Raw genomic sequence first — 19598 nt, forward strand, 5'->3', positions numbered from 1 at the left:
GGGAACTCTCTACTGTGGCCCGCGCGAACGGTCGGCGTCGCTCACGAGGGAGCGATGTTGGGTAGGTGTTCCGGACGACGCCAGGCTCGGAGTGGCACCCTGAGCCAGCTTTAGGCGGGTCCACACGTTCATGTTGATGACGACCGCGGCGATCTCGGCGACTTCGCGCTCCGTGAAGTGGAGCCGCAGTTCTTTGTGCAGGGCCGGAATCTCCTCGTGACGGAACAAGGTGAGACCTTCGCAGTAGGCGAGCGCGACTCTCTGCCCGGGCGAGTACATGGCGCTCTCGCGCCACGACGCCAGGTGTGCGGTCTGCTCGGACCGGATCCCGATCCTGGCCGCCACCTCGGCGTGGAGAATCAGGCAGTAGGAGCAGGGGTTGAGCTGTGCGACGCGCAGACGAAGGAGTTGTAGCAGGACACGGTCCGCCGACAGCTCTGCGGCGTACCCGAACTGTGCGGCCATGTCCTTGGCAAGTTCGTGGAACGGGGTGATGTCTGGGTCGAAGCGAGTGTTCTCGAACCGGAGACTCCCGAGTACCGGTTTCGGGTCTTCGGTGCCGGGCTCAGGCATCGTCGCGACCGTCCCGTCCAGTGCCCGGAATGTCCACCATGGCGGCGTACTCGGGGTTGCGCTCGATGAAGGACCGGAACACGGGGCACCTCACGGTCGCGCTCTTGCCCTCCGCGCGGATGCTGTCCAGCACCCTGCGGGTGAGTTCGGTCGCCAAGCCCTGTCCTCGGTAGTCCGGCAGGATCGAGGTCGCCAACAGCGTCACTCTGCCGTTCTTGTCCGCGAACGGGACGGCTCCGAATTCGACGCCATCCTTGGTTGCGACGAAGGCGCTGGCCTGAGCATCCACTGCGATCGAGAACGACGTGCCGTCCTCGAGGTTCGTCGACCTGGCATCGGGCTCGTCATGCCGTGCGCCTGTGTCCGTGAAGGCGCCACCAGCCTGATTCTGGTCCTGTGGGTCCATACTTCCTGTCACCTGACCCAGGTCCTCGGGTTCGTTCATGCCGTTTCCTCTCCAACCTCTGTCGCCGGACCTGCATCGCCGAGGAGTCTTGGTTTGACCCTAGCAGCCGCGTGACATCGGTCTTGTCGGTCGTCGCGAGACCAGCCGCCCCGCCTCGGGGGCGACGCATCGTCTGGCCTCGACTCTAACGCAGGACATGTGGAATAGTTGGACCGCCCGGTCCGTTACAGCACGTGATGGCGCGGCCGCGCGTCACCTGCTAGGAGGAGCCAAAGTGACCACCAACGACTACCGCAGGACCCCTGAGTTGCTCAGCCGCCTGAGCGACGAGCAGCATCGGGTGACGCAGCAGGACGGCACAGAGCCGGCCTATCGGAACGAGTACTGGGACAATCACGAGCCTGGCATCTACGTCGACATCGTCTCGGGTCAGCCGCTGTTCTCGTCCACCGACAAGTACGACAGCGGCACGGGATGGCCGAGCTTCACGGCGCCCATCGCCGCCGACGCTGTCACGACCAAGGCGGACCGGACGCACGGCATGATCCGCACCGAGGTGCGCTCGGCGGGCGCCGACAGCCATCTCGGGCACCTATTCCACGACGGACCCGCCGCCGCCGGGGGCCAGAGGTACTGCATGAACTCGGCCGCGATGCGCTTCGTTCCTGCCTCCAAGCTCGTCGAGGAGGGCTACGGCCAGTTCAGTGCACTGTTCGACACCGACCAGGACTCTACGAAGGGAGCCACCGCATGACCAGCGGGACCAACGACAGCGGAGCGATCGCGCAGGTCTCGGGAGCGGAGACAGCCGTTCTGGCTGGCGGGTGCTTCTGGGGCATGCAGGACCTAATCCGTCGCCAGCCGGGCATCTTAGGAACCCGCGTCGGGTACACGGGTGGGCAGAACGAACACCCGACGTACCGCGACCACCCAGGCCATGCGGAGGCGATCGAGGTCGTCTTCGACCCTTCGAAGACGAGCTATCGGGACATCCTGGCGCTGTTCTTCCAGATCCACGATCCCTCGACGCTGAACCGTCAGGGGAACGACCGAGGGACGAGTTACCGCTCCGCGATCTTCCCGGTGACGCCGGAGCAGGAGCGGATCGCCCGCGACACGATCGCGGATGTGAACGCATCGGGTCTGTGGCCGGGTAAGGCAGTTACCAGTATCGAGCCGGTCGGTCCGTTCTGGGAGGCGGAGCCCGAGCACCAGGACTACCTGGAGAAGTATCCGAACGGCTACACGTGCCACTTCCCCCGCGACGGCTGGGTACTACCGGAGCGGAGTTCGCCCAGCGTGGCAACATAGCAAGGTTCTGAGGTTTGGGCCCGGGCATCTGGGGTCGAGATCCGCCTCGCCGCCCCCGAAGGGTCCGGTGACGGTTGACGACTGCACAGCCATGCCCAACCGCGAGGGCCCCGATCCTGAAGTACGACATGAGGCTCTCGTCGGCTGCTCGCAAGGGTGGTCCACGCCGATGGTCGTTGGCACCTGAGTGCGGGCGAGAGACCGCCCAACCCGAGGCGATTAGCCTTGGGGTATGACTGACAGCGCCAGCGGCCCCCGCCCGCGCCGCTTGACGGCGCGCGGCGCCGCAACGAAGGCACGGATTATCGAGGCAGCCGATCAGTTGATGTACGAGCGCGGCGTTGCCTCGACGACTCTGGCCGACGTCCGTGCATCGAGTGGGACGTCGAAGTCGCAAGCTCTATCAGCACTTCGCTGAGAAGGACGCACTGGTGAAAGAAGTCATTGAGGCACGTGCAGAGGCACTGCTGTCACAGCAGCGCCGTCGCCTTGCGAGGGTCGAGTCGCTGCGCGGACTCGAACTCTGGCGCGATGAGCTAGTTGAACGCAATGCGCTCCGAAACGGCGCCTATGGGTGCCCACTAGGAGCGCTGGCGAATGAGATCGCTGATCATGACGAAGACACACGGAAAGTCATTGCTGCTCATTTTGACGCCTGGCTCCAACTCTTGACTGATGCGATTGAAGAGCTGAAGAAGCGCGGCGTGCTAATCCCGAGCGCCGAGGCGCACGCGTTGGCCACTGGGCTGTTGGCTGCTCTCCAAGGAGGTTACCTACTCGCTAAGACGGCCCGAGACGTCCGTCCCATGCGGGTGGTCCTCGACATGGCCATCGCACAGGTGCGGGCGTACTCGACGGAGAGCAACTCTGCGTGACTGCGCCCCACCCCGCTCGGCCAGCGCAGCGACCCTGAGATTCGCCCGGCTCCTAGAATCTGTGGACTTGAGGGTCCAGAACACGTTCAAGTCGAACGCGTAGGGAAGGCGCTGCGCTCTCCCGGCAGCCCTTTGGCTTAAGGCCCATGGCGCTTGCGCCGCTCGCGAAGATCGGCAATCATGAGAGTGGACCCTGGGGTCCATTGTTAGCTCACCGAGCGATTGGACGGAAGATGGCAACGGTTGATGTGACAGACAAGAACTTCCGCGAAGTGACCGAGCGGGAAGGGATCGTCATCCTTGACTTCTGGGCTACCTGGTGCGGTGCATGCAAGGCGTTTGCGCCGGTGTACGAGGCAGCATCTGAGAGCCACATGGATATCCTCTTTGGCAAGGTCGACACGGAGGCGGCGCAGCAGTTGTCTGAGTCACTCGCAATCCGCGCGCTACCAACAATCGCGGTCTACCGCGACTCGATCAGGGTGTTCTTCCAGGCCGGTGCGCTCCCGAGGCCCGCGCTTGACGACCTGATCACACAGGTACGGGCGCTCGACATGGCGCAAGTGCGAGCCGAGATCGAGAGCCATGCCCACGTCCACTAGTAGTTGCCGTGGTCAGGAGGACGATGTCCCGGACATGCGTCGGGCTGCGTGAGGCGTCTCCCTGATTGGATCGGGTCGTCAGGAGTTGATGTTGTCGAGTTCGGCGAGGTCCTGTTCTGTGAGGGACAAACTGGCGCCGGTGATGTTCTCGCGCAGGTGCGCGACCTTCGAGGTCCCAGGGATGAGGAGGATGTTCTCCGAGCGCTGCAGCAGCCAAGCAAGGGCGACAGCCATCTGGGTTGTCTCCAGACGGGTTGCCACGGCGGTGAGCGCATCGGCCTGGAGCGGGGAGAACCCACCGAGGGGGAAGAAGGGGACGTAGGCGATGTTGTCGGCGGCGAGGCTGTCGATCAGATGGTCGTCCCACCGGTTGGCGAGGTTGTACATGTTCTGCACGCAGACGATCGGTGTCACCGCGCGGGCTTCGGCAACCTGCTCAGCGGTGACGTTACTGACTCCGAGCTGGCCGATCAATTCCTCTTGCTGGAGGCCGGCGAGGGTCTCCATGGCTTCGGCGATCGAGCCTGGCTGGGGGCCGTTGGCATCTCCCATGCGCATGTTCACCAGGTCGAGGCGCTCGGCCCCCAGGGATTCAAGGTTGTCCCGGAACTGCTGGCGCAGCTCCTCGGGAGTGCGCGCGGTTGGCCAGCCGCCCTCGGCGTCGCGGTTCGCGCCGACCTTGGTGGCGATCAGTACCGACTCCGGATACGGATGCAGCGCCTCACGAATCAACTCGTTGGCGACCCGCGGGCCGTAGGCGTCGCTGGTGTCGATGTGCGTGACGCCCTGCGCGACCGCCTCGCGTAGCACCGCGATCGCGCCGTCATGGTCAGCCGGTGGCCCCATCACCCAGGGTCCCGCGAGCTGCATGGCCCCGTAGCCGAAGCGGGTGACACTCCGTTCGCCAAGGTTCCAGGTGCCGCCGGGAGCGTGATTGACGCTGTGGTCATCGTGTCGTGCCTTCCTTGTTCGGATCAGGGGTGGTGCTCCGCACCGTCTTGTATCAGTGTTGGAGAGCAACTCTCTTCTGGGAAGTACGCACTTCGGAGTGCGTTACCTCCTGTGGAAAGGCGGACATGATGGCGACGACGACCGCGGCCGAGAAGCGCGAGCGGGCCAAGAGCGCGTACAACGCGTTCCTCGCGGTGTGCCCGAGCCGTCAGCTCCTCGACCGGCTCGCCGACAAATGGGTCGTGCTCATCCTCTGTGCTCTCGGCGGCGACGGCACCGGCAGCGTCGGCGAGCCGGCGTCTATGCGGTACTCCGAACTCTCCCGCCTCATCGCCGGTGTCAGCCAGAAGATGCTCACCCAAACCCTTCGATCCCTGGAACGAGACGGCCTCATCACCCGCACGGTCACCCCGACTGTCCCCGCCACCGTCGACTACGCGCTCACAGACCTCGGTCTCTCGCTCCACCGGACCACCCGGCAGCTCAGGGTCTGGGCGCAAGACCACATGGACACTGTCCAGACCCATCGCGACCACTACGACACCCAGCACTGACACCGTGCGACATCCGGGTACGCTGACCGAGCGCTTCGCTCCCAGGCTTGACATTGAGGCAGGGGAAGCCACCGCAGAGGATGTCCATCGGTTCGACGGCGCTCCAGTCGATGCTGGTGACGTCACCGAGGTTCAGCGCGTCGGGCCAGTGGCGGGCGACGGGTTCGTTGATCTCGAAGAACCAGATCGTCTCGGCGTCGAAGACATACTTGACAGCCAGATCGAGTCCGCCGTATCGAGACAACAGCGACCCGACCCGCAGACGACGCTCACCAGACGGGGTGTGGTCGTGCATGAAGGCTCCGGCAGTTCGGTGACCCCGAACCCGAGCCCCTCACGGCGCCCTGTCGCCGGGCTGATCACCTGCCAGGTGCACGATCCCGCCTGGTCGCCCGCGGAACCCCGCCGATAACCCGACGGAGCGCGTCCGCTCTCGACCGGCAGCCCGACGCCGATCCGTCTCCCCGCTCAGCCCTCTCTGAGCTGCCACGCGTCTTGCAGGTCGAGGGAGGGTGCCCCCTTCGTCGTGCGCCTCGGACCCCCGCCTCGTCGCCGACTACGGCTCGGAGCTGTCGGTGACGGATAACGTGAGTACCATGCTCAACTTGCTGGTTGACACCTCGACGTGGCTAGACCTGTCCAAACGACGTGACGGTCAGCGATGGATCGTTGCCCTCCGCGTCCTTGTTCATCAGGGTGAGGTCGAGTTGATCGTGCCGTCGCTCGTCATCGAGGAGTATGAGCGCAATCGAGAGCGTGTCGAGGCGTCGATGACCGCTAGTGTCGCTCAGCGCTTCAAACTGATCCGACAGGATCTTGATGACTTCGGCGGCACCGACACCGAGCAGGCGCTCAGGACCGTTGAAGACCTTGCACGCCACGCACCACTGATTGGCGCGATGACGACCCGCAACTTCGATGAAGTCCTCGATCTGCTCCGTGGTGGCCGCGCAGTGGAGGCCACGGACTCGGAACGCCACGCGGCGGTCGAACGAGGTCTCTCGAAGCGAGCACCTTTTCACCGCTCGCGCAACAGTGTCGCCGACGCGTTGCTGCTCGAGTTGTACGCAACCGCGATTGCAACTGTCGATCTTGCGCAACACCCCCATGCGTTCGTTACGTCCAACAGCGAGGACTTCTCATTACCCAATGGGGACAAGCGGCTGCCGCATCCAGACATCTCGGCAGCCTTCGCATCGGAGCATTCCACTTACGCACTGGGAGTCGACGGATTGAACGGGGTCCTTCGTCACCACTTCAGTCCAGAGATCGAGGAACTGTTCGCAGATACCGATTTCGTGGAGGAGCCGCGACGCTTGGATGAAATCCAAGACGCTGAGAAGGAGCTTTTCGATCGCATCTGGTACCACCGTTCACTGCAACACGAGTACCATTTGGAGGATGCTGGCGACTATGCCGGGCTCGAACGGTTACGGAAAATCGCCGGCGAGGGGCGAGCACGCGTTGAGGGGACCTACACGCAACCGGGAGAGCTAGGACCATACTCAGATTTCGAACTTGGCATGCTCAACGGGAAAATCTCTGCGTTGCGATGGGTCCTTGGCAGTGAGTGGGATTTTCTCGACACCTAGCGCCATCCGTGCGCATGCTCAGGTATGCCCGCGTTGCGAAATCCGAGCACCATCCATCGAGGTCAAGATGCAGTCGCCATGAGCACCTAAGCCGCGGCATGAGGCACGATCGGTGTTGCTGTCCGAGGTCAGAACGGGTATTGAACTTGAGGGCTCGCTCGCGACGGCTCGGCGAACTGGTCATCGCTGAGAGAGGGTGAATTGCGGCCGTACTCAGGATCGTCGTAGACAGCGAATCCACCTGGTTCCGACGCTGAGGCCACGAATCGATAGACAGGGCTTACGAGCACGCAAGCTGGGAGTATGAAGTGCTTGACGAAAGGAATGGCTTCAGCATCACGGCGCACGTAGGAGCGTCCGATTGGGCCTGGAAAGTAGTTCTCATCTCGGCCATGAGGGCTGAAGATTCGCTGGACCAGCTCGCATAACAGAACGACAGCGGCCAGTGCGGCGTCGCGCGCGTCACCGCTGTCGAGATCAGAGCGATAGTGCACGGCTGCGTGCCTCATGCGCATGAGACGTAAGTAGTCACGGGCGGTCTCTTCGTCGAGAACACCCCATTCCTTTAGCGTCCGCACGCACTTTTGCCAGTCATCGAGAGATTTCTTTCCAGCAACGTGTTTAGTCGCCGGATGCGATGAGTAGTCGTCTCGCAATGTCAGGACTAGCTGATTCAGTATTCGTTCACCAAGGCCGCAGGCCCCCAGAAGCGCTGAGTAGTAGCTCCCCGAGACAAAGGCGTTACGCACCTGCGCTAGGTAGACGTTGTGAAGCGCCACAACCGACCAGGGCGCCACACCGAGATCGGTGAAATCGCGAATCTTCTGCTCGAAGTCTTCGATGCCGAACTGGTAGATAATCGCTTCTTTCACATGCGATTGATTAGTTAGCCACTGCTTCTTTATCTGCTCTTCCCAGTCATCTTTGATCTCGGTAGTCAGCGTGTGAGCGCGTGTATCGAAAGTGATGGCGGCGGGCGTGAACCTACGCGAGTCATCGCCGTCAACGCGCTGCCGTCCGATCTCGACTTTCACGGCACGTGACGACGGCGGGCGTGCAGCACTTCCCATAGATCAACGCGCTCCTGTGCCGTCGAACGACTGACTATTCAGCACTCGCGCCACGGCTGCTATCGCTTGCGCGTAAGGACCATCCTCCGATCGCTTCGCAGGATCGAGCGAAGAGAAGGGCACGAGGGCATCGTGCTTAGGATTGATCGTCGCCATCCATACAGACCAAGCGTCATGGACGTCTTCAAGCGAGACGTCCACGCCCTTCACCAGTACAAGCAACGCATACAGACGATAGAGAGCCCAAGCGTCGTCGTCGGGTCGCTGTTCCGGATCCAGTGTTGCCTCGATGCGCGCGGCGATCTCGTCGATATAGTTCAGAGCCATACGATCACAGCCAGCACTAAGTTTATCAGCAGAAACACGACCGGGACGACTCTCTCGATCGTACCAAGTTCAGCGTATCTAGGACGCCATCTGGCGATCGGGTCACTCTTAAGTTGATTCCACTCGTCCAAGAACGGACGCACCTCGAAGTACTCTTCCTCAATTGCGTTGATGACAGCAAACTTCGCCTTGTTTAGGTCGCGGTAACTTTTCAGTTGGAGCCACCAGGTCGCACTTGTGACGACGCCGACAACGCAAAGAAGAAAAGACAAGAACGGCTCGATGGAACCTCGTGATCCTACTGCTTGAACTAAAGCAGGAGCGCCAAGAAGGATCGATTGCAGTGTCAGGTAGAACTGATTAGCATGGCCGCGCCGAGCGGAGACTCGATCGGCCATCTCGACAGCCAACTTGTAGAGCTCCACTGTGTCGTGAGTGGGTTCCTTCATCGATTGCCAGCGATCAGCAGTTTCAGATTGTCCCAAGTCCAGTCATAGAGCTTGTCGCTCGCCAAGGCTGCCGTAGGCCGCTGACACGTCACGTTGTAGCCCTTCAGGAGAAAGTACGGCGTACCCTCGTCGCGGGCGATCTCGATCTCAGCACTCACGCCTGTCGCGCTAGCAGTGTGCTGACCGCAGAGAACGATGACCTGGTCGCAGCGGCGGATACGACGACGTGCGTCCTCTCGCCACGTCGGGCTCGCAGTCTTCACTGACCAGTCGGCCACCTCGAACGGGCTATCTGGCAGTCGGGCCTGGCCGATGAGCAGGTCCTTCAGGCGCGCATCATGGTCATAATCGAAGCTGACAAACACATCCTGCGCCATGCTCTACTCCTCTATATAGCGAGCGCAGCACAGATAACTGGCTTACCGCTCGTGCCGTGTGTCCGTAGTCACGTCTCCATCCTACGACCGAGGCGGAACGAGGTCCGCGCGACACGACCACCATGCAACGAGCCACGATCGTCGCCGCGCGCACCTTCGATGCATGACGGTCTCGATGCGGGTGATGTCGGCCGGGGACGGCTACAAGTACCTGCTGCGCACGGTCGCGGCCGCGGACGGCGACCGTGCGCTGTCCACGCCGTTGACGAGGTACTACGTGGAGGCGGGCACACCACCGGGCCAATGGCTCGGGGCCGGCGTCGCCTCCTTCGGCCAGGGCCAGCTCGCGGTGGGTGATCGGGTTTCGGAGGCCCAGCTCCAGCTCTTGATGGGGATGGGTCGTGACCCGATCACCGGCGACCCGCTCGGGCACGCGTTCCCCGCCTACCAGTCGGTGCCGGAGCGGATCGACGCCCGGATCGCCGACCTCGACCCCGGCCTGAGCCCTGGCGCGAAGGGTGAGGCGGTCGCGCGGATCGAGGCCGAGGAGACCGAGCGCGGCAGGCGCCGTGCGGTGGCGGGGTTCGACTTCACCTTCTCGATCCCGAAGTCGGCCTCGGCGTTGTGGGCGGTTGCTGATGCCGGGACGCAGGCGCTGATCGGGGAGGCGCATCATGCGGCGGTTGCGGAGGTGGTTGCGTTCATGGAGCGGGAGGTTGCAGCCACGCGGTCCGGTGCAACCGCCGGCGACGGAGCCGTTGCGCAGGTTGACGTGACCGGGTTGGTGGCGACGTCGTTCGATCACTTCGACTCCCGCGCCGGCGACCCCCATCTGCACACCCACGTCGTCATCTCCAACAAGGTGCAGACCGCGTTCGACGGGAAGTGGCGGAGCTTGGATGGTCGGCCGATGCACGCCGCGGTGGTCGCGCTGTCGGAGTTGCACGAGGCGGTGTTCGCCGACCATATGACGCGCACCTTCGGCGTCGAGTGGGAAGCCCGCGACATGGGCCGGGACCGCAACCCGGCGTGGGCGATCAGCACCGTGCCGGAGGAGCTGGTCCAGGAGTTCTCGACTCGTGCCCGGCACATCGACGCCGAGAAGGACCGGTTGATCGCCGAGTATGTCGCCCGGCACGGTCGCCAGCCCTCCACGGCCACGATCATCAAGCTCCGCGCGCAAGCCACCCTGTCCACACGCCCGGAGAAGGAGGTGCGGTCGCTGGCCGACCTCACCGCCGAGTGGCGCACCCGCGCGACCGGGGTGCTCGGTCAGGACGCCACCGGATGGGCGCGCACTGTCACCGACAACGACAAGGCGTTGCTGCTGCGTGCCGACGACGTGCCGCTGGAGGTCGTTGCCGAACTCGGGCAGACCGTGGTTGAGGTGGTGGGTGAGAAGCGCTCGACGTGGCGGCGGTGGAACCTGATGGCTGAGGCGTCCCGGCACACGATGGGCTGGCGGTTCGCCACCATGCGCGACCGCGAAGCCGTCGTGGGGATGATCGCCGACGCCGCCGAGCAAGCATCGCTGCGGTTGACGCCGCCCGACCTCGTCACGAGCCCGGCCGCGTTTCGGCGGGTGGACGGCACCAGCGTGTTCCGCCCGAAGCACTCGACCGTGTTCTCCTCCGAGCTGCTGCTCGCGGCCGAGGACCGGCTGCTCGAACGCTCCCGCGCCCTGACCGGACCGACCGTGCCGCTGGCGACGGTCGAGAAGGTCACCACGAAGCCTGATCGTGAGGGGCGGATGCTCGGTGAGGATCAGGCCGACGCGCTCATGAGGATCGCGGTCTCTGGCCGGATGCTCGATGTGCTGGTCGGGCCGGCCGGCGCCGGGAAGACCACCGCGATGTTCGCGTTGCGGCGCGCGTGGGAGAAGGAACACGGCAAGGGCTCCGTGGTTGGACTCGCGCCGTCCGCGGTGGCTGCGCAGGTTCTCGCCGACGACCTCGGGATCGCGACGGAGAACACCGCGAAGTGGTGGCAGAACCATCTCGTCCACGGCACCGACTTCGAGGCGGGGCAGCTCGTCATCATCGACGAAGCCTCCCTCGCCGGCACTCTGTCGTTGGATCGGATCACGCACCTGGCCCAACGAGCCGGGGCCAAGGTGCTCCTGGTCGGCGACTACGCACAGCTCCAGTCCGTGGACGCCGGCGGCGCGTTCGGACTTCTCGTCGGTGACCGCGGCGATGCACCCGAGTTGGTCGACGTGCACCGGTTCACCAACGCCTGGGAGAAGACCGCATCCCTTGCACTGCGGCACGGACGCACGCAGGTGATCGACACCTACCTCGACCACGACCGCATCCGCGACGGTGACGCCGAGGTGATGACCGATGCCGCTTACACCGCTTGGCGCGCCGACCGGGAGCGAGGGTTGGTGTCGGTGCTGGTGGCCGAGACCCGCGAGGACGTGAGCGCCCTCAACCAGCGCGCCCGTGCCGATCTGATCCTCGACGGCACGTTGAAGCCGGGCCGGGAGGTCGAGCTGAACGACGGCACCACTGCCGGGGTAGGGGACACGATCATCACCCGCCGCAACGACCGCCGCCTCCGCAACGGCAAAGACTGGGTCCGCAACGGCGACACCTGGACCATCACCGGCGTCCGCGACGACGGCTCAGTCACCATCCGCAAGACCGGCCGCCGGTTCGGCGGCTCCATCGTCCTGCCCGCCGGCTACGTGACCGACCATGTTGATCTGGGCTACGCGATCACCGCGCATAGGGCGCAGGGCGTCACGGTCGATACCGCCCACGTGCTGGTGGAGCCGACCACCACGCGGGAGAACCTCTACGTCGCGATGACCCGCGGCAAGCACTCCAACCACGCCTACGTCATCCTCGACCGGGCCGACGAACACGCCCACCCGCATCCGGGCGACAACCCCGACGCCACCGGACGCTCCGTCCTGTTCGGCGTGCTCCAACACACCGGGGCCGAGCTGTCCGCACACGAGACCATCACCGCCGAACACGAGCACTGGGGCTCTATCGCGCAGCTCGCCGCCGAGTACGAAACGATTGCTGCCGCAGCACAACGAGACCGCTGGGCCACCCTCGTCCGTGCCTCTGGTCTGACTGCCGACCAGATCGACGCCGTGATCGAGTCCGAGACGTTCGGTGCGCTCACCGCCGAGCTGCGCCGCGCCGAGGCCAACCACCACGACCTCGACACCCTGTTCCCGCGCCTGGTAGCCGCGCGAGGCTTCGAAGACGCCGACGACATCGCCTCCGTCCTCCACTACCGCGTTGCGCGCGCCACCGCACGCCCCGCCGGCTCAGGCCGCACCCGCAAGACGCCACGGCTCATCGCCGGACTCATCCCCTCCGCGGACGGCCCGATGACCCGCGACATGCGGCAAGCCCTCGATGAGCGGCGAGAGCTGATCGAGACCCGCGCAGACGCGGTACTCGACACCGCGCGCGACGCCGCGGAGCCCTGGACGCGGACCCTCGGTGAGCCACCGCGTGACCCCCGCAAGGCAGCGGCATGGCGCCGGCACGCCCGCACCGTCGCCGCCTACCGCGACCGGTACGGCCTCACCGAGGACATGCCCCTCGGCCCGGCGCCGGAGAACACGGCACAGAAGATCGACCGCGCCAGAGCCGAGACCGCACTTCGCCAGCTCGCCGACCAGCCCGAACACCACCAGCAACACCGACTACCTGCCCCGACCCGGCAAGGGCCGAGCCTCTGAGCACACGCGGCCGATGGTGGCCGTCGCCAGCGCCCTTCCTCATGTCGGCGTGCAGTCGTAGAATGATGTCTAGGTAGCGCCATAGATATGCGCCGTCGACAGGTTCGGCGGCATGGCCCATCGCTTCGGCGACAAGGCCCTCTCAGGGAAGTTCGTTCGCTACGGAACCCCGAGGAGAGGACTGTCCACGATGATCCGTCTGATCTGGAACCTTAGCGTTCGTACCCGCCTGCTCCTGCGCGCCTGGATGCCGACCAACATCCTGCTGGACGCGATTCGCACTAGGCGCGGGTTGCGGTGGGGCGTCCCGGCGATGCTGCTCGCCACCCCGTACCTGCTGATCGCGAACCTCTGCGCGCAGGCCATCGCTGATAACGGTCCCAGGTGGCTGCACCTGGTTGTGTTGTGGTCGATCTGGAACGCCCTGAAAATGGTCTGGATCGGCCCTGTCAGCGTGGTCCTGCTCATCGGTGCCCGCCTCCGTGAGCGTGCCGAGCGCCGTCGTCAGCAGCGTGTCGAGGTCGAACCCCACCGCGAGATCACTCGCTCGGCGGCGAGCTGATCGGCAAGCGTTGCGGGGACTCTTCGCTACCGCGCTGTGGGGTGCGACAGAAACGAACGCTTCTGGACAGGCGTGGCGGCGCGCCCCTCGCGGCTGGTTGGAGGCGCGGGCGAGAATGAGCATGCCCGAGGACGGGCCCGGGAAGGATGGAGAACGCGCGATGGCCAAGGTCAACTTCAAGCGACTGCGCCAGGGCGCCTCGGTCCCAGCCAACACGATCACCGACCCCCGCGACCTGTTCAACGCCCTACCCGAGAAGGTCTCTGGCCTCGACTACCTGCGAGGGCCCCAGGACCAGGTGCTGGCCGCCTGGCATGACCGTCGCGACGAGCGCGACCTCGTGATCAAGATGAACACAGGAGGCGGCAAGACGCTGGTCGGGCTCCTCATCGCCCGCAGTTGGCTCAACGAGGGTATCCGGCCCGTTGCATATCTTGTTCCTGACGACTTCCTGACGGCACAGGTCACGACCGAGGCGGGACGAGTCGGGATCGCGACCACGAATGATCCCAGGTCGCCCGAGTACCAGCAGGGACGCGCGGTGCTCGTCGGGACATTCGCGAAGCTCTTCAACGGCCTGTCCGTCTTCGGAGTCGGCGGCAGCGTGTCCAAGCCTCCCTCGCACAGCCTTGGCGCGGTGATCATTGACGACGCTCACGCCTGCATCGCTCAGGCAGACCACGTGTTCCGGCTCCGCGTCGACGACGACTCGGAGGCGTACAGCGATCTGCTAACACTCTTCGCTGGTGACCTGAAAGCGCAGTCGCCCAACGGCCTGCTGGACCTAGAAGCGCGCCGCCGGACGGCGATACAGGAGGTTCCATTCTGGGCATGGCAGGACAAGCAAGATCAGGTCTTGTCGATTCTCCATCCGATCTCGGACAGCGCGCTGAAGTGGGGCTGGCCGCTCGTCGTAGACAGCCTCCCGCTCTGCACCGCCGTGATCACCAGCGATGCGTTCGAGATTTATCCGCCCTGCCATCCCACAGAGACACTCCTCGGCTTCTCGCAGGCACAGCGGCGTGTCTACCTCACCGCCACGCTTGCTGACGACTCGGTGCTGGTCCGCCACTTCGGCGCGGCACCGGAGTCAGTCTCACGGCCAATCTTTCCTTCGAGCGCTGGCGACATCGGGGATCGGATGATCCTCGTCCCACAGCAACTCGTGCCCAAGGCGACGGACGAGGAGGTCCGTGATCTCGTCCTGGACCTGGCCGAGGACCAGAACGTGGTAGTGATCGTGCCGAGCCACGCTCGCGCTGACTGGTGGCGAGAAGACGCGGCTCTTGTGCTGGACCGCAACAACATTCATCAGGGCGTCGAGCAACTGCGCAAGAACCCACAACTGGGTCTAGTAGTGCTCATCAACCGCTACGACGGGATCGACCTGCCCGGTGATGCCTGCCACGTCCTCGTGCTGGATGGCCTACCAGAAGCACTCGACGGACCGGAGCGGCTGACACAGGCCCGGTTGACCGGATCAACGAACCTCCTTGGCCGACAGATTCAGCGCCTGGAACAGGGCATGGGACGAGCCACCCGGTCGAACGAGGATCACGCTGTGGTCCTTCTCCTTGGGGCGCGGCTGGCCGAACGTCTCAATGCGCCGGAGGCACGCGGCTTCTTCTCACCCGCGACGAGGGCGCAGTTGGACCTCGCAGCAGAGATCGCTAGCGAAGTCGAGGCCGACTCGCTAGACGACCTCCACGACATCATGGAGCAGTGCCTCGAACGCGATAAGGACTGGGTGGCCTACAGCAAGGGCGCACTGGCACAGGTCCGGTACGACACGTCTCGGATCGCCGACACCGCCAGCGCTGAGCGGCGCGCGTTCGATGCCGCCCTACGCGGCGACTACGTGGTCGCAGCTCAGGAACAGCAGACAGTCGTAAATGGCATCACAGACGACGCCGCGACTCAGGCACTCCAGAGGCAGCGGCTCGCGTCATACACCAACTTCTTCGACCCTTCCGGGGCTCAGCAGACCCAGAAGACGGCCAACCTCGCGAACAGACGGCTACTCCGGCCCCTGACGGGTGTGCTGTACGAGCGTCTGAAGGCGGCGAGCCGCCCGCAGGGCGAACAGGCTTCATCCTGGCTGCAAGCGAAGTACACGTCCGGCAATGATCTCTTGCTCGGGTTCAAGGCCGTCCTACAGGACCTTGACTGGGGACCTCGTACACCACAGTTCGAGCAAGCCGTGCGCGACCCTTGCGGAACACATCGGTCACATCGGGCAACGGCCCGAGGACACCCTCGGCCGCGGGCCGGACGGCCTATGGGCGCTTCGCGACGGGACGTTCTATGTCATTGAAGCGAAGAGTGGGGCCGACCCCGGACATCCCGTGTACAAGAAGGATGCCGAGCAACTCTCGAACGCCATGGACTGGTTCCGGCAGCAGTACCCCAACAGTGAGGCGACGCCACTGCTGATCCATCCGGAGGAAAGGTTCGACTCACATGCCGCGATACCGACCGGCTGTCGCGTCGTCACGACGAAGCGGCTTGCCCGGCTCCGAGAGTCCGTGTCGGCCTTCGCGACGGGTCTGGTGGCCAACGACGCCTTCCGCGATCCCGCTCGCGTCACCAGCCTCCTAAACGATCACGGACTGAGCGCGGCCAACTTCGTACGTCGCTTCTCGGTGCCAGGGCGGCACTAACCCGGCGACCTCGCTCCGTCGAGCCGACGATGGACCATAGAAACCATGGTCAGCACATCCAGCAGCTCATCGTCGCTGATCGAACGACTGAGGCGGGGGTCGTGAGCGGTGGGGTTGCGGTAGAGCCCGCCGAGCCCCTTGACCAGGTTCGCGAGGCCAGTCTGCTCGTCTCTTTCGGTTTGGGTTTGCAGAGAGTTGATCGCCAGCGCCGGAGTGCCGCTCTTGCCCAGGGAGAGTGCGGCGTCCACCAGCGTCGCGCCGTCGCCCGATACGCCCGTCATGGTTCTGAGCCTGTCGAAGATGCTCTTTGTCGCTTCCAGGCAGGCGTGGAAATGCGCGCGCTTCAGGACCTCCACCGAGCAGTACCGCAGCACCTCGGAGTGCGTCTTGCGGCGCTGGAGTTCATCACGGATCGAGGTCGCGATGCGCGTCGACTCATCGAGTGTCTGCGCGCGAGCACCTCGCGCCACCTGGCCCTTGTCGTTGACGTGTAGCCCGACAAAGGCGAGTCGCTCGTTGAGGCGGTCCTGGCGCAGCGTGAACAGTTCAGGGCGGTCGCGGTAGCGCACAGGCTCCATCGCGTGCGTGATGAACGTGATAATGCGCTTGGGGCTACGGTCCGTGTTCTGGCGGGCGATGAACGCCTCGGTCAGGCGGTCGCGCTTCGTGGCTCCGGCGAGCGGGTCGGTCATTCTCAGACGGGCAAGCAGGTCTCCGATCTCGCGGCCAGTCAGGCCATGGTCGGTGTCCGCCAGCACGGCAGCGACTTCCCTCAGCACGCCGTGGGACCAAGCCGCCTGGCCGCTCCCGGCGTCCCTGCCGTTCATCCTCTACCGCTTCTTTGCGCGGTCTTCGACCTGCTCGCGACGTGGGTGTTGTAGTCGGCAACAGCCTGATCCACATTGAGACCGTCGACTACGGCGTTCTTTGCGCGCTCCAGCGCGATGTTGCTCAGACCCTGGAACTGAACGTGACCGTTGGCCGTCCGCTTCTCCCTGTAGCACTTGGGGTCAGACCGAAGATCGAGCGCATGGATGACTGCGAGGCCCTGGTGGCGGGTCAGCCCAAGTTTCTCGCCCAGCTTGCTGAGCTTGAGTGAGTAGCGGTCGAACGTGTCCACTTCGCGGTAGGCGATGGCATCCTCACCGTCGTGCGCAGGACGTGCAGCCAGGTCGCCGTGCTTCGGGTCGATCTTCAGGCTGATCTCCTGGACCTGATCCGACGGGCGCGGGCCTCCGACAAGCCGCAGCCCTACGACGCCCGGAAAGACGGTCTCCCACTTGCCCTTCTCCTTCACCGCCCGAAGGGCTCGGTTGATCTCTGCTTCGGTGGGCGGCTCGGCCTCGCTGCGAACCGCGCGGTCCAGGGCCATGAGCGGGAGCAGTCGAGCCCTCGCCTCGGCGCTACGCCTCCTGCCGGGGCGCAGGAGGTCCGCGATCTGCTCGAACTCCTTCCCTACGACCAGACCCACGTCGGTGGGCGGACTGGCGGAGACCGGGAGGACCCGTCCAGGCATCACGTCGGTCAGGTCCTGCCCCGTCAGTCCGAGCAGCACCTTCCGGAAGATGGTCACCGCAGACCGCAGGTGCAGCCACAGCACGTCATCGCTCATAGCGATCACGTCATGAGTGGCGGCGTCGCGGTCCTCCTTCAGCGCGAGCAGCACCACACGGTCCCCGGCGTCGATAATGCCCAGCGAGGTCTCGGCAACGGAGACGCACTTGCCGAAGTCGAACGAGCGGTCGCTCCCCGAGAACTGAACCTTACGCCGTTCCTCGTAGATCGCGGCCTTCAGCAGCATCTCGAAGGCGTGCGCCGCCATCATCACGGTGGCATGCTCGCGGCCCGCCGGGCTCGGGCGGTTGAACAGTTCAATGGCAATCGTCAGCGACTCGACAGCGGCGGTGACGTACTGGCGCGTCTTGCGGGCTGGCATGCGACCAAAGCCGCGACTAGGGGACGCCAGCGCGTCTGAGCGCCGCAGCGTCCGGGGCCGAATCGTCCTTCACATCTCAAGGCTACTGTCGCCGTGACGCAGTCACCCGGAGGCGCGCGAGCGCCGGCCTGTGACAGTGCTGGAGTAGAGCCGACCTATAAGGCTGCTCTCTCGGCCCGGCGCCGCGGCACCGTGGTCGCCTAATCGGCAGTCGCTGCTGCGCAGGCTGAAACCAGCCTCTTCCGCCAAACAAATTGCTACCCCGGCATATCCAGAAACCTCGCCGGTGGCGGATAGCCCAGCCAGTGTGACCGTAACGCGTTGGGATGACGGCCCCAATCATGAACGCCATCGACTTACCGTGCGGAGGTTTGGAGTCCCCGTGAGGCTAGGAGCTCATGCGCCTTGTGCGCGATATGGTACGCAGCCATGTAAGAATTAGAGAACAGTCCGAAGTCTCCACCGCTGATGAATGTCGCGCGGCCGGAGGAGTCCGCCGGACCATCTTGTGTCATTCCTGATCGACCAATGACTGCGTGCAAGAGTCCGTGCGCCGCGCCCGAACCAGACCTCCACTCCGCCACGACCTCTTTAGCAATATTCTTGTCTCCGAATGTGTCTACCGCAGCCTCCCGGATAACTCTCGTCGTCTCGAATTTGGCTCTGTCGCCGTCGGCTTCCCGCTTTTCCGCGAGTTCTCGTTGACGCATCTCTACGTGGCTGGCCACCAAATCAGTACCGTGGTGCTCGGCCAGTTCTTGGAGCGCACGCAGGTACTTGAGATGCTCGCCTTGCATGTACGTCACGATGTTCCGTGCCCGAGCGATTCGCACCTCCCGCTCCTCCGGTGATAGGACCCATACCGCGCTCGTGGCGCCCACCAACGCCGTGCGCGCCAGCGTTTGGTGAGCGAACGCGTACAGATTGGGCCGGTTCGGGGGACGAACGTCGATATGGGCCCGGATCGCCTGAAGGTGTTCGGCCGCGACGGTGAATCCTGCCCACGCCACCTGCGAGACGCCGAAGGGAGGCCAATCTTCGTCGTCTATCGCTAGGTCACTCCCAGGAACGGGGATGAACGGCCCGCGGACCTTCCGCCAGTCGTCGAGCGCAGAGAATGTGCTTCTGACGACGGCTTCATCGTCTACACCGCCGTCTGAACCGGGGCGGTCTTCGGCGGGTGGATGAGAACCTGCACTCGTGCGGTCTGCCATAACGCAAGACTCCTTCATCCGCCCGGGAGCCGCCTGAAGCCTGTGGGCGTCGGACGGACAGTGCGCAACGCTACCGCTTACTACGTGGCCGTGGAGAGAGCATCCGAGCAGACGCATGAACGCTCTGGCACAGCAGGCGCACCCCTCAGCTCGGATCTCACCGGGCGCGCGTCGGCAACCCGCGCGCTCGCGGTGGTGACCTCCCACCCGCCGGCGACGGCGGATGAGGCCGAAGCTCCCGAACCTCGTGGTCGAGATCATCATCAGTATCTATCCCGCCGGCCGTATGACGTAGAGACCGGGTAGCGCGGTGAAGCTGATCGCAGACGGGGAAATCGAGAAATTGGTGCCGGAGTTGAGGTTGGCGACGTCTGCAACCGCATTCTGGGTTGGCTGGTTCCGGACCAGGAGGCGGTGTGCCCTTTACGCGTCC

General features: G+C 64.5%; 22 protein-coding genes. 11 read left to right on the plus strand and 11 right to left on the minus strand.

What is annotated here, in order from left to right:
- Positions 1-9 precede the first annotated feature (9 nt).
- Entirely contained in the window at positions 10-573 is a 564-nt protein-coding gene (locus KILIM_RS03050) for a carboxymuconolactone decarboxylase family protein (protein WP_006591149.1), read from the minus strand.
- The gene (locus tag KILIM_RS21995; protein ID WP_006591150.1) at positions 566-1018 is read right to left on the minus strand and encodes a GNAT family N-acetyltransferase; all 453 of its coding nucleotides are present in this window, start codon (positions 1016-1018) and stop codon (positions 566-568) included. Before KILIM_RS21995 ends, KILIM_RS03050 begins: the two co-directional genes overlap by 8 nt.
- A gap of 235 nt (positions 1019-1253) precedes the next feature.
- Here KILIM_RS21995 and msrB point away from each other — a divergent pair, with 235 nt between their 5' ends.
- The 5 genes from msrB to KILIM_RS03075 all read left to right on the plus strand — a co-directional run bounded on the left by msrB (position 1254) and on the right by KILIM_RS03075 (position 3767).
- Positions 1254-1733, plus strand: a complete 480-nt coding sequence (gene msrB, locus KILIM_RS03060) for a peptide-methionine (R)-S-oxide reductase MsrB (RefSeq protein ID WP_006591151.1) — start codon at positions 1254-1256, stop codon at positions 1731-1733.
- On the plus strand, positions 1730-2290 hold the full coding sequence (msrA, locus tag KILIM_RS03065) for a peptide-methionine (S)-S-oxide reductase MsrA (RefSeq protein ID WP_006591152.1): 561 nt from the start codon (positions 1730-1732) through the stop codon (positions 2288-2290). Before msrB ends, msrA begins: the two co-directional genes overlap by 4 nt.
- 232 nt (positions 2291-2522) lie before the next feature.
- The gene (locus KILIM_RS25415; protein WP_083875871.1) at positions 2523-2708 is read left to right on the plus strand and encodes a TetR family transcriptional regulator; all 186 of its coding nucleotides are present in this window, start codon (positions 2523-2525) and stop codon (positions 2706-2708) included.
- Positions 2709-2721: 13 nt separating this feature from the next.
- Positions 2722-3165 carry an LmrA/YxaF family transcription factor gene (locus KILIM_RS03070; RefSeq protein WP_006591153.1) on the plus strand — a complete coding sequence of 148 codons (444 nt, stop codon included), beginning with the start codon at positions 2722-2724 and terminating at the stop codon, positions 3163-3165.
- Between the two features lie 233 nt (positions 3166-3398).
- Positions 3399-3767 carry a thioredoxin family protein gene (locus KILIM_RS03075; RefSeq protein WP_006591154.1) on the plus strand — a complete coding sequence of 123 codons (369 nt, stop codon included), beginning with the start codon at positions 3399-3401 and terminating at the stop codon, positions 3765-3767.
- Positions 3768-3845: 78 nt separating this feature from the next.
- On the opposite strand, the gene KILIM_RS03080 is transcribed toward KILIM_RS03075, so the two are convergent.
- Positions 3846-4742: an oxidoreductase gene (locus KILIM_RS03080; RefSeq protein WP_040562036.1), complete on the minus strand. Its 897-nt coding sequence runs from the start codon at positions 4740-4742 to the stop codon at positions 3846-3848.
- A 104-nt stretch (positions 4743-4846) separates the two neighbouring features.
- Here KILIM_RS03080 and KILIM_RS03085 point away from each other — a divergent pair, with 104 nt between their 5' ends.
- Positions 4847-5272: a winged helix-turn-helix transcriptional regulator gene (locus KILIM_RS03085; protein ID WP_006591156.1), complete on the plus strand. Its 426-nt coding sequence runs from the start codon at positions 4847-4849 to the stop codon at positions 5270-5272.
- Here KILIM_RS03085 and KILIM_RS23060 read toward each other — a convergent pair.
- Positions 5202-5567 carry a DNA cytosine methyltransferase gene (locus tag KILIM_RS23060; protein WP_006591157.1) on the minus strand — a complete coding sequence of 122 codons (366 nt, stop codon included), beginning with the start codon at positions 5565-5567 and terminating at the stop codon, positions 5202-5204. The genes KILIM_RS03085 and KILIM_RS23060 overlap by 71 nt on opposite strands.
- Positions 5568-5868: 301 nt before the next feature.
- Here KILIM_RS23060 and KILIM_RS23065 point away from each other — a divergent pair, with 301 nt between their 5' ends.
- Entirely contained in the window at positions 5869-6864 is a 996-nt protein-coding gene (locus tag KILIM_RS23065) for a PIN domain-containing protein (RefSeq protein WP_006591158.1), read from the plus strand.
- A 128-nt stretch (positions 6865-6992) separates the two neighbouring features.
- On the opposite strand, the gene KILIM_RS23835 is transcribed toward KILIM_RS23065, so the two are convergent.
- Genes KILIM_RS23835 through KILIM_RS03095 form a run of 4 tightly spaced genes read right to left on the minus strand, consistent with a single transcriptional unit; the run spans position 6993 to position 9087 of the window.
- Complete coding sequence (locus KILIM_RS23835; RefSeq protein ID WP_157551416.1) at positions 6993-7898, minus strand: hypothetical protein; 906 nt, start codon at positions 7896-7898, stop codon at positions 6993-6995.
- A 39-nt stretch (positions 7899-7937) separates the two neighbouring features.
- The gene (locus tag KILIM_RS23840) at positions 7938-8261 is read right to left on the minus strand and encodes a DUF7701 domain-containing protein (RefSeq protein ID WP_006591160.1); all 324 of its coding nucleotides are present in this window, start codon (positions 8259-8261) and stop codon (positions 7938-7940) included.
- Entirely contained in the window at positions 8252-8686 is a 435-nt protein-coding gene (locus tag KILIM_RS23070; RefSeq protein ID WP_202817163.1) for a RipA family octameric membrane protein, read from the minus strand. Before KILIM_RS23070 ends, KILIM_RS23840 begins: the two co-directional genes overlap by 10 nt.
- A gap of 20 nt (positions 8687-8706) precedes the next feature.
- A complete protein-coding gene (locus tag KILIM_RS03095) occupies positions 8707-9087 on the minus strand; it encodes a TIR domain-containing protein (protein WP_006591162.1) in 381 nt (126 codons plus the stop codon).
- A 163-nt stretch (positions 9088-9250) separates the two neighbouring features.
- Between KILIM_RS03095 and mobF the strand changes: the two genes are divergently transcribed.
- From mobF to KILIM_RS24575, 4 genes are all read left to right on the plus strand, one after another.
- Positions 9251-12793: a MobF family relaxase gene (mobF, locus tag KILIM_RS03100; RefSeq protein ID WP_143554015.1), complete on the plus strand. Its 3543-nt coding sequence runs from the start codon at positions 9251-9253 to the stop codon at positions 12791-12793.
- Positions 12794-12983: 190 nt separating this feature from the next.
- Positions 12984-13355, plus strand: coding sequence for a hypothetical protein (locus KILIM_RS03105; RefSeq protein ID WP_051988614.1), 372 nt, complete (start codon positions 12984-12986; stop codon positions 13353-13355).
- Positions 13356-13515: 160 nt separating this feature from the next.
- Entirely contained in the window at positions 13516-15669 is a 2154-nt protein-coding gene (locus KILIM_RS03110) for a DEAD/DEAH box helicase (protein WP_217997039.1), read from the plus strand.
- A 31-nt stretch (positions 15670-15700) separates the two neighbouring features.
- Entirely contained in the window at positions 15701-16015 is a 315-nt protein-coding gene (locus tag KILIM_RS24575; RefSeq protein ID WP_006591166.1) for a hypothetical protein, read from the plus strand.
- Here the strand turns inward: KILIM_RS24575 and KILIM_RS03115 are convergent.
- The 3 genes from KILIM_RS03115 to KILIM_RS23845 all read right to left on the minus strand — a co-directional run bounded on the left by KILIM_RS03115 (position 16012) and on the right by KILIM_RS23845 (position 19165).
- Complete coding sequence (locus KILIM_RS03115; protein WP_006591167.1) at positions 16012-16842, minus strand: TIGR02391 family protein; 831 nt, start codon at positions 16840-16842, stop codon at positions 16012-16014. The genes KILIM_RS24575 and KILIM_RS03115 overlap by 4 nt on opposite strands.
- A complete protein-coding gene (locus KILIM_RS03120; RefSeq protein WP_006591168.1) occupies positions 16839-17951 on the minus strand; it encodes a DUF3644 domain-containing protein in 1113 nt (370 codons plus the stop codon). Before KILIM_RS03120 ends, KILIM_RS03115 begins: the two co-directional genes overlap by 4 nt.
- A gap of 356 nt (positions 17952-18307) precedes the next feature.
- Entirely contained in the window at positions 18308-19165 is an 858-nt protein-coding gene (locus KILIM_RS23845; protein WP_006591169.1) for a hypothetical protein, read from the minus strand.
- Positions 19166-19598 lie beyond the last annotated feature (433 nt).

Origin of the sequence: Kineosphaera limosa NBRC 100340 (assembly GCF_000298215.1) — a bacterium.
GTDB classification, from domain to species: domain Bacteria; phylum Actinomycetota; class Actinomycetes; order Actinomycetales; family Dermatophilaceae; genus Kineosphaera; species Kineosphaera limosa.

Coding starts and splice junctions, on each gene's coding strand:
- KILIM_RS03050 (WP_006591149.1), bottom strand. CDS start 573: ATGCCTGAGCCCGGCACCGAAGACCCGAAACCGGTACTCGGGAGTCTC.
- KILIM_RS21995 (WP_006591150.1), bottom strand. CDS start 1,018: ATGAACGAACCCGAGGACCTGGGTCAGGTGACAGGAAGTATGGACCCA.
- msrA (WP_006591152.1), top strand. CDS start 1,730: ATGACCAGCGGGACCAACGACAGCGGAGCGATCGCGCAGGTCTCGGGA.
- KILIM_RS25415 (WP_083875871.1), top strand. CDS start 2,523: ATGACTGACAGCGCCAGCGGCCCCCGCCCGCGCCGCTTGACGGCGCGC.
- KILIM_RS03075 (WP_006591154.1), top strand. CDS start 3,399: ATGGCAACGGTTGATGTGACAGACAAGAACTTCCGCGAAGTGACCGAG.
- KILIM_RS03085 (WP_006591156.1), top strand. CDS start 4,847: ATGGCGACGACGACCGCGGCCGAGAAGCGCGAGCGGGCCAAGAGCGCG.
- KILIM_RS23060 (WP_006591157.1), bottom strand. CDS start 5,567: ATGCACGACCACACCCCGTCTGGTGAGCGTCGTCTGCGGGTCGGGTCG.
- KILIM_RS23065 (WP_006591158.1), top strand. CDS start 5,869: ATGCTCAACTTGCTGGTTGACACCTCGACGTGGCTAGACCTGTCCAAA.
- KILIM_RS23840 (WP_006591160.1), bottom strand. CDS start 8,261: ATGGCTCTGAACTATATCGACGAGATCGCCGCGCGCATCGAGGCAACA.
- KILIM_RS03095 (WP_006591162.1), bottom strand. CDS start 9,087: ATGGCGCAGGATGTGTTTGTCAGCTTCGATTATGACCATGATGCGCGC.
- mobF (WP_143554015.1), top strand. CDS start 9,251: ATGACGGTCTCGATGCGGGTGATGTCGGCCGGGGACGGCTACAAGTAC.
- KILIM_RS03105 (WP_051988614.1), top strand. CDS start 12,984: ATGATCCGTCTGATCTGGAACCTTAGCGTTCGTACCCGCCTGCTCCTG.
- KILIM_RS03110 (WP_217997039.1), top strand. CDS start 13,516: ATGGCCAAGGTCAACTTCAAGCGACTGCGCCAGGGCGCCTCGGTCCCA.
- KILIM_RS03115 (WP_006591167.1), bottom strand. CDS start 16,842: ATGAACGGCAGGGACGCCGGGAGCGGCCAGGCGGCTTGGTCCCACGGC.
- KILIM_RS03120 (WP_006591168.1), bottom strand. CDS start 17,951: ATGCCAGCCCGCAAGACGCGCCAGTACGTCACCGCCGCTGTCGAGTCG.
- KILIM_RS23845 (WP_006591169.1), bottom strand. CDS start 19,165: ATGGCAGACCGCACGAGTGCAGGTTCTCATCCACCCGCCGAAGACCGC.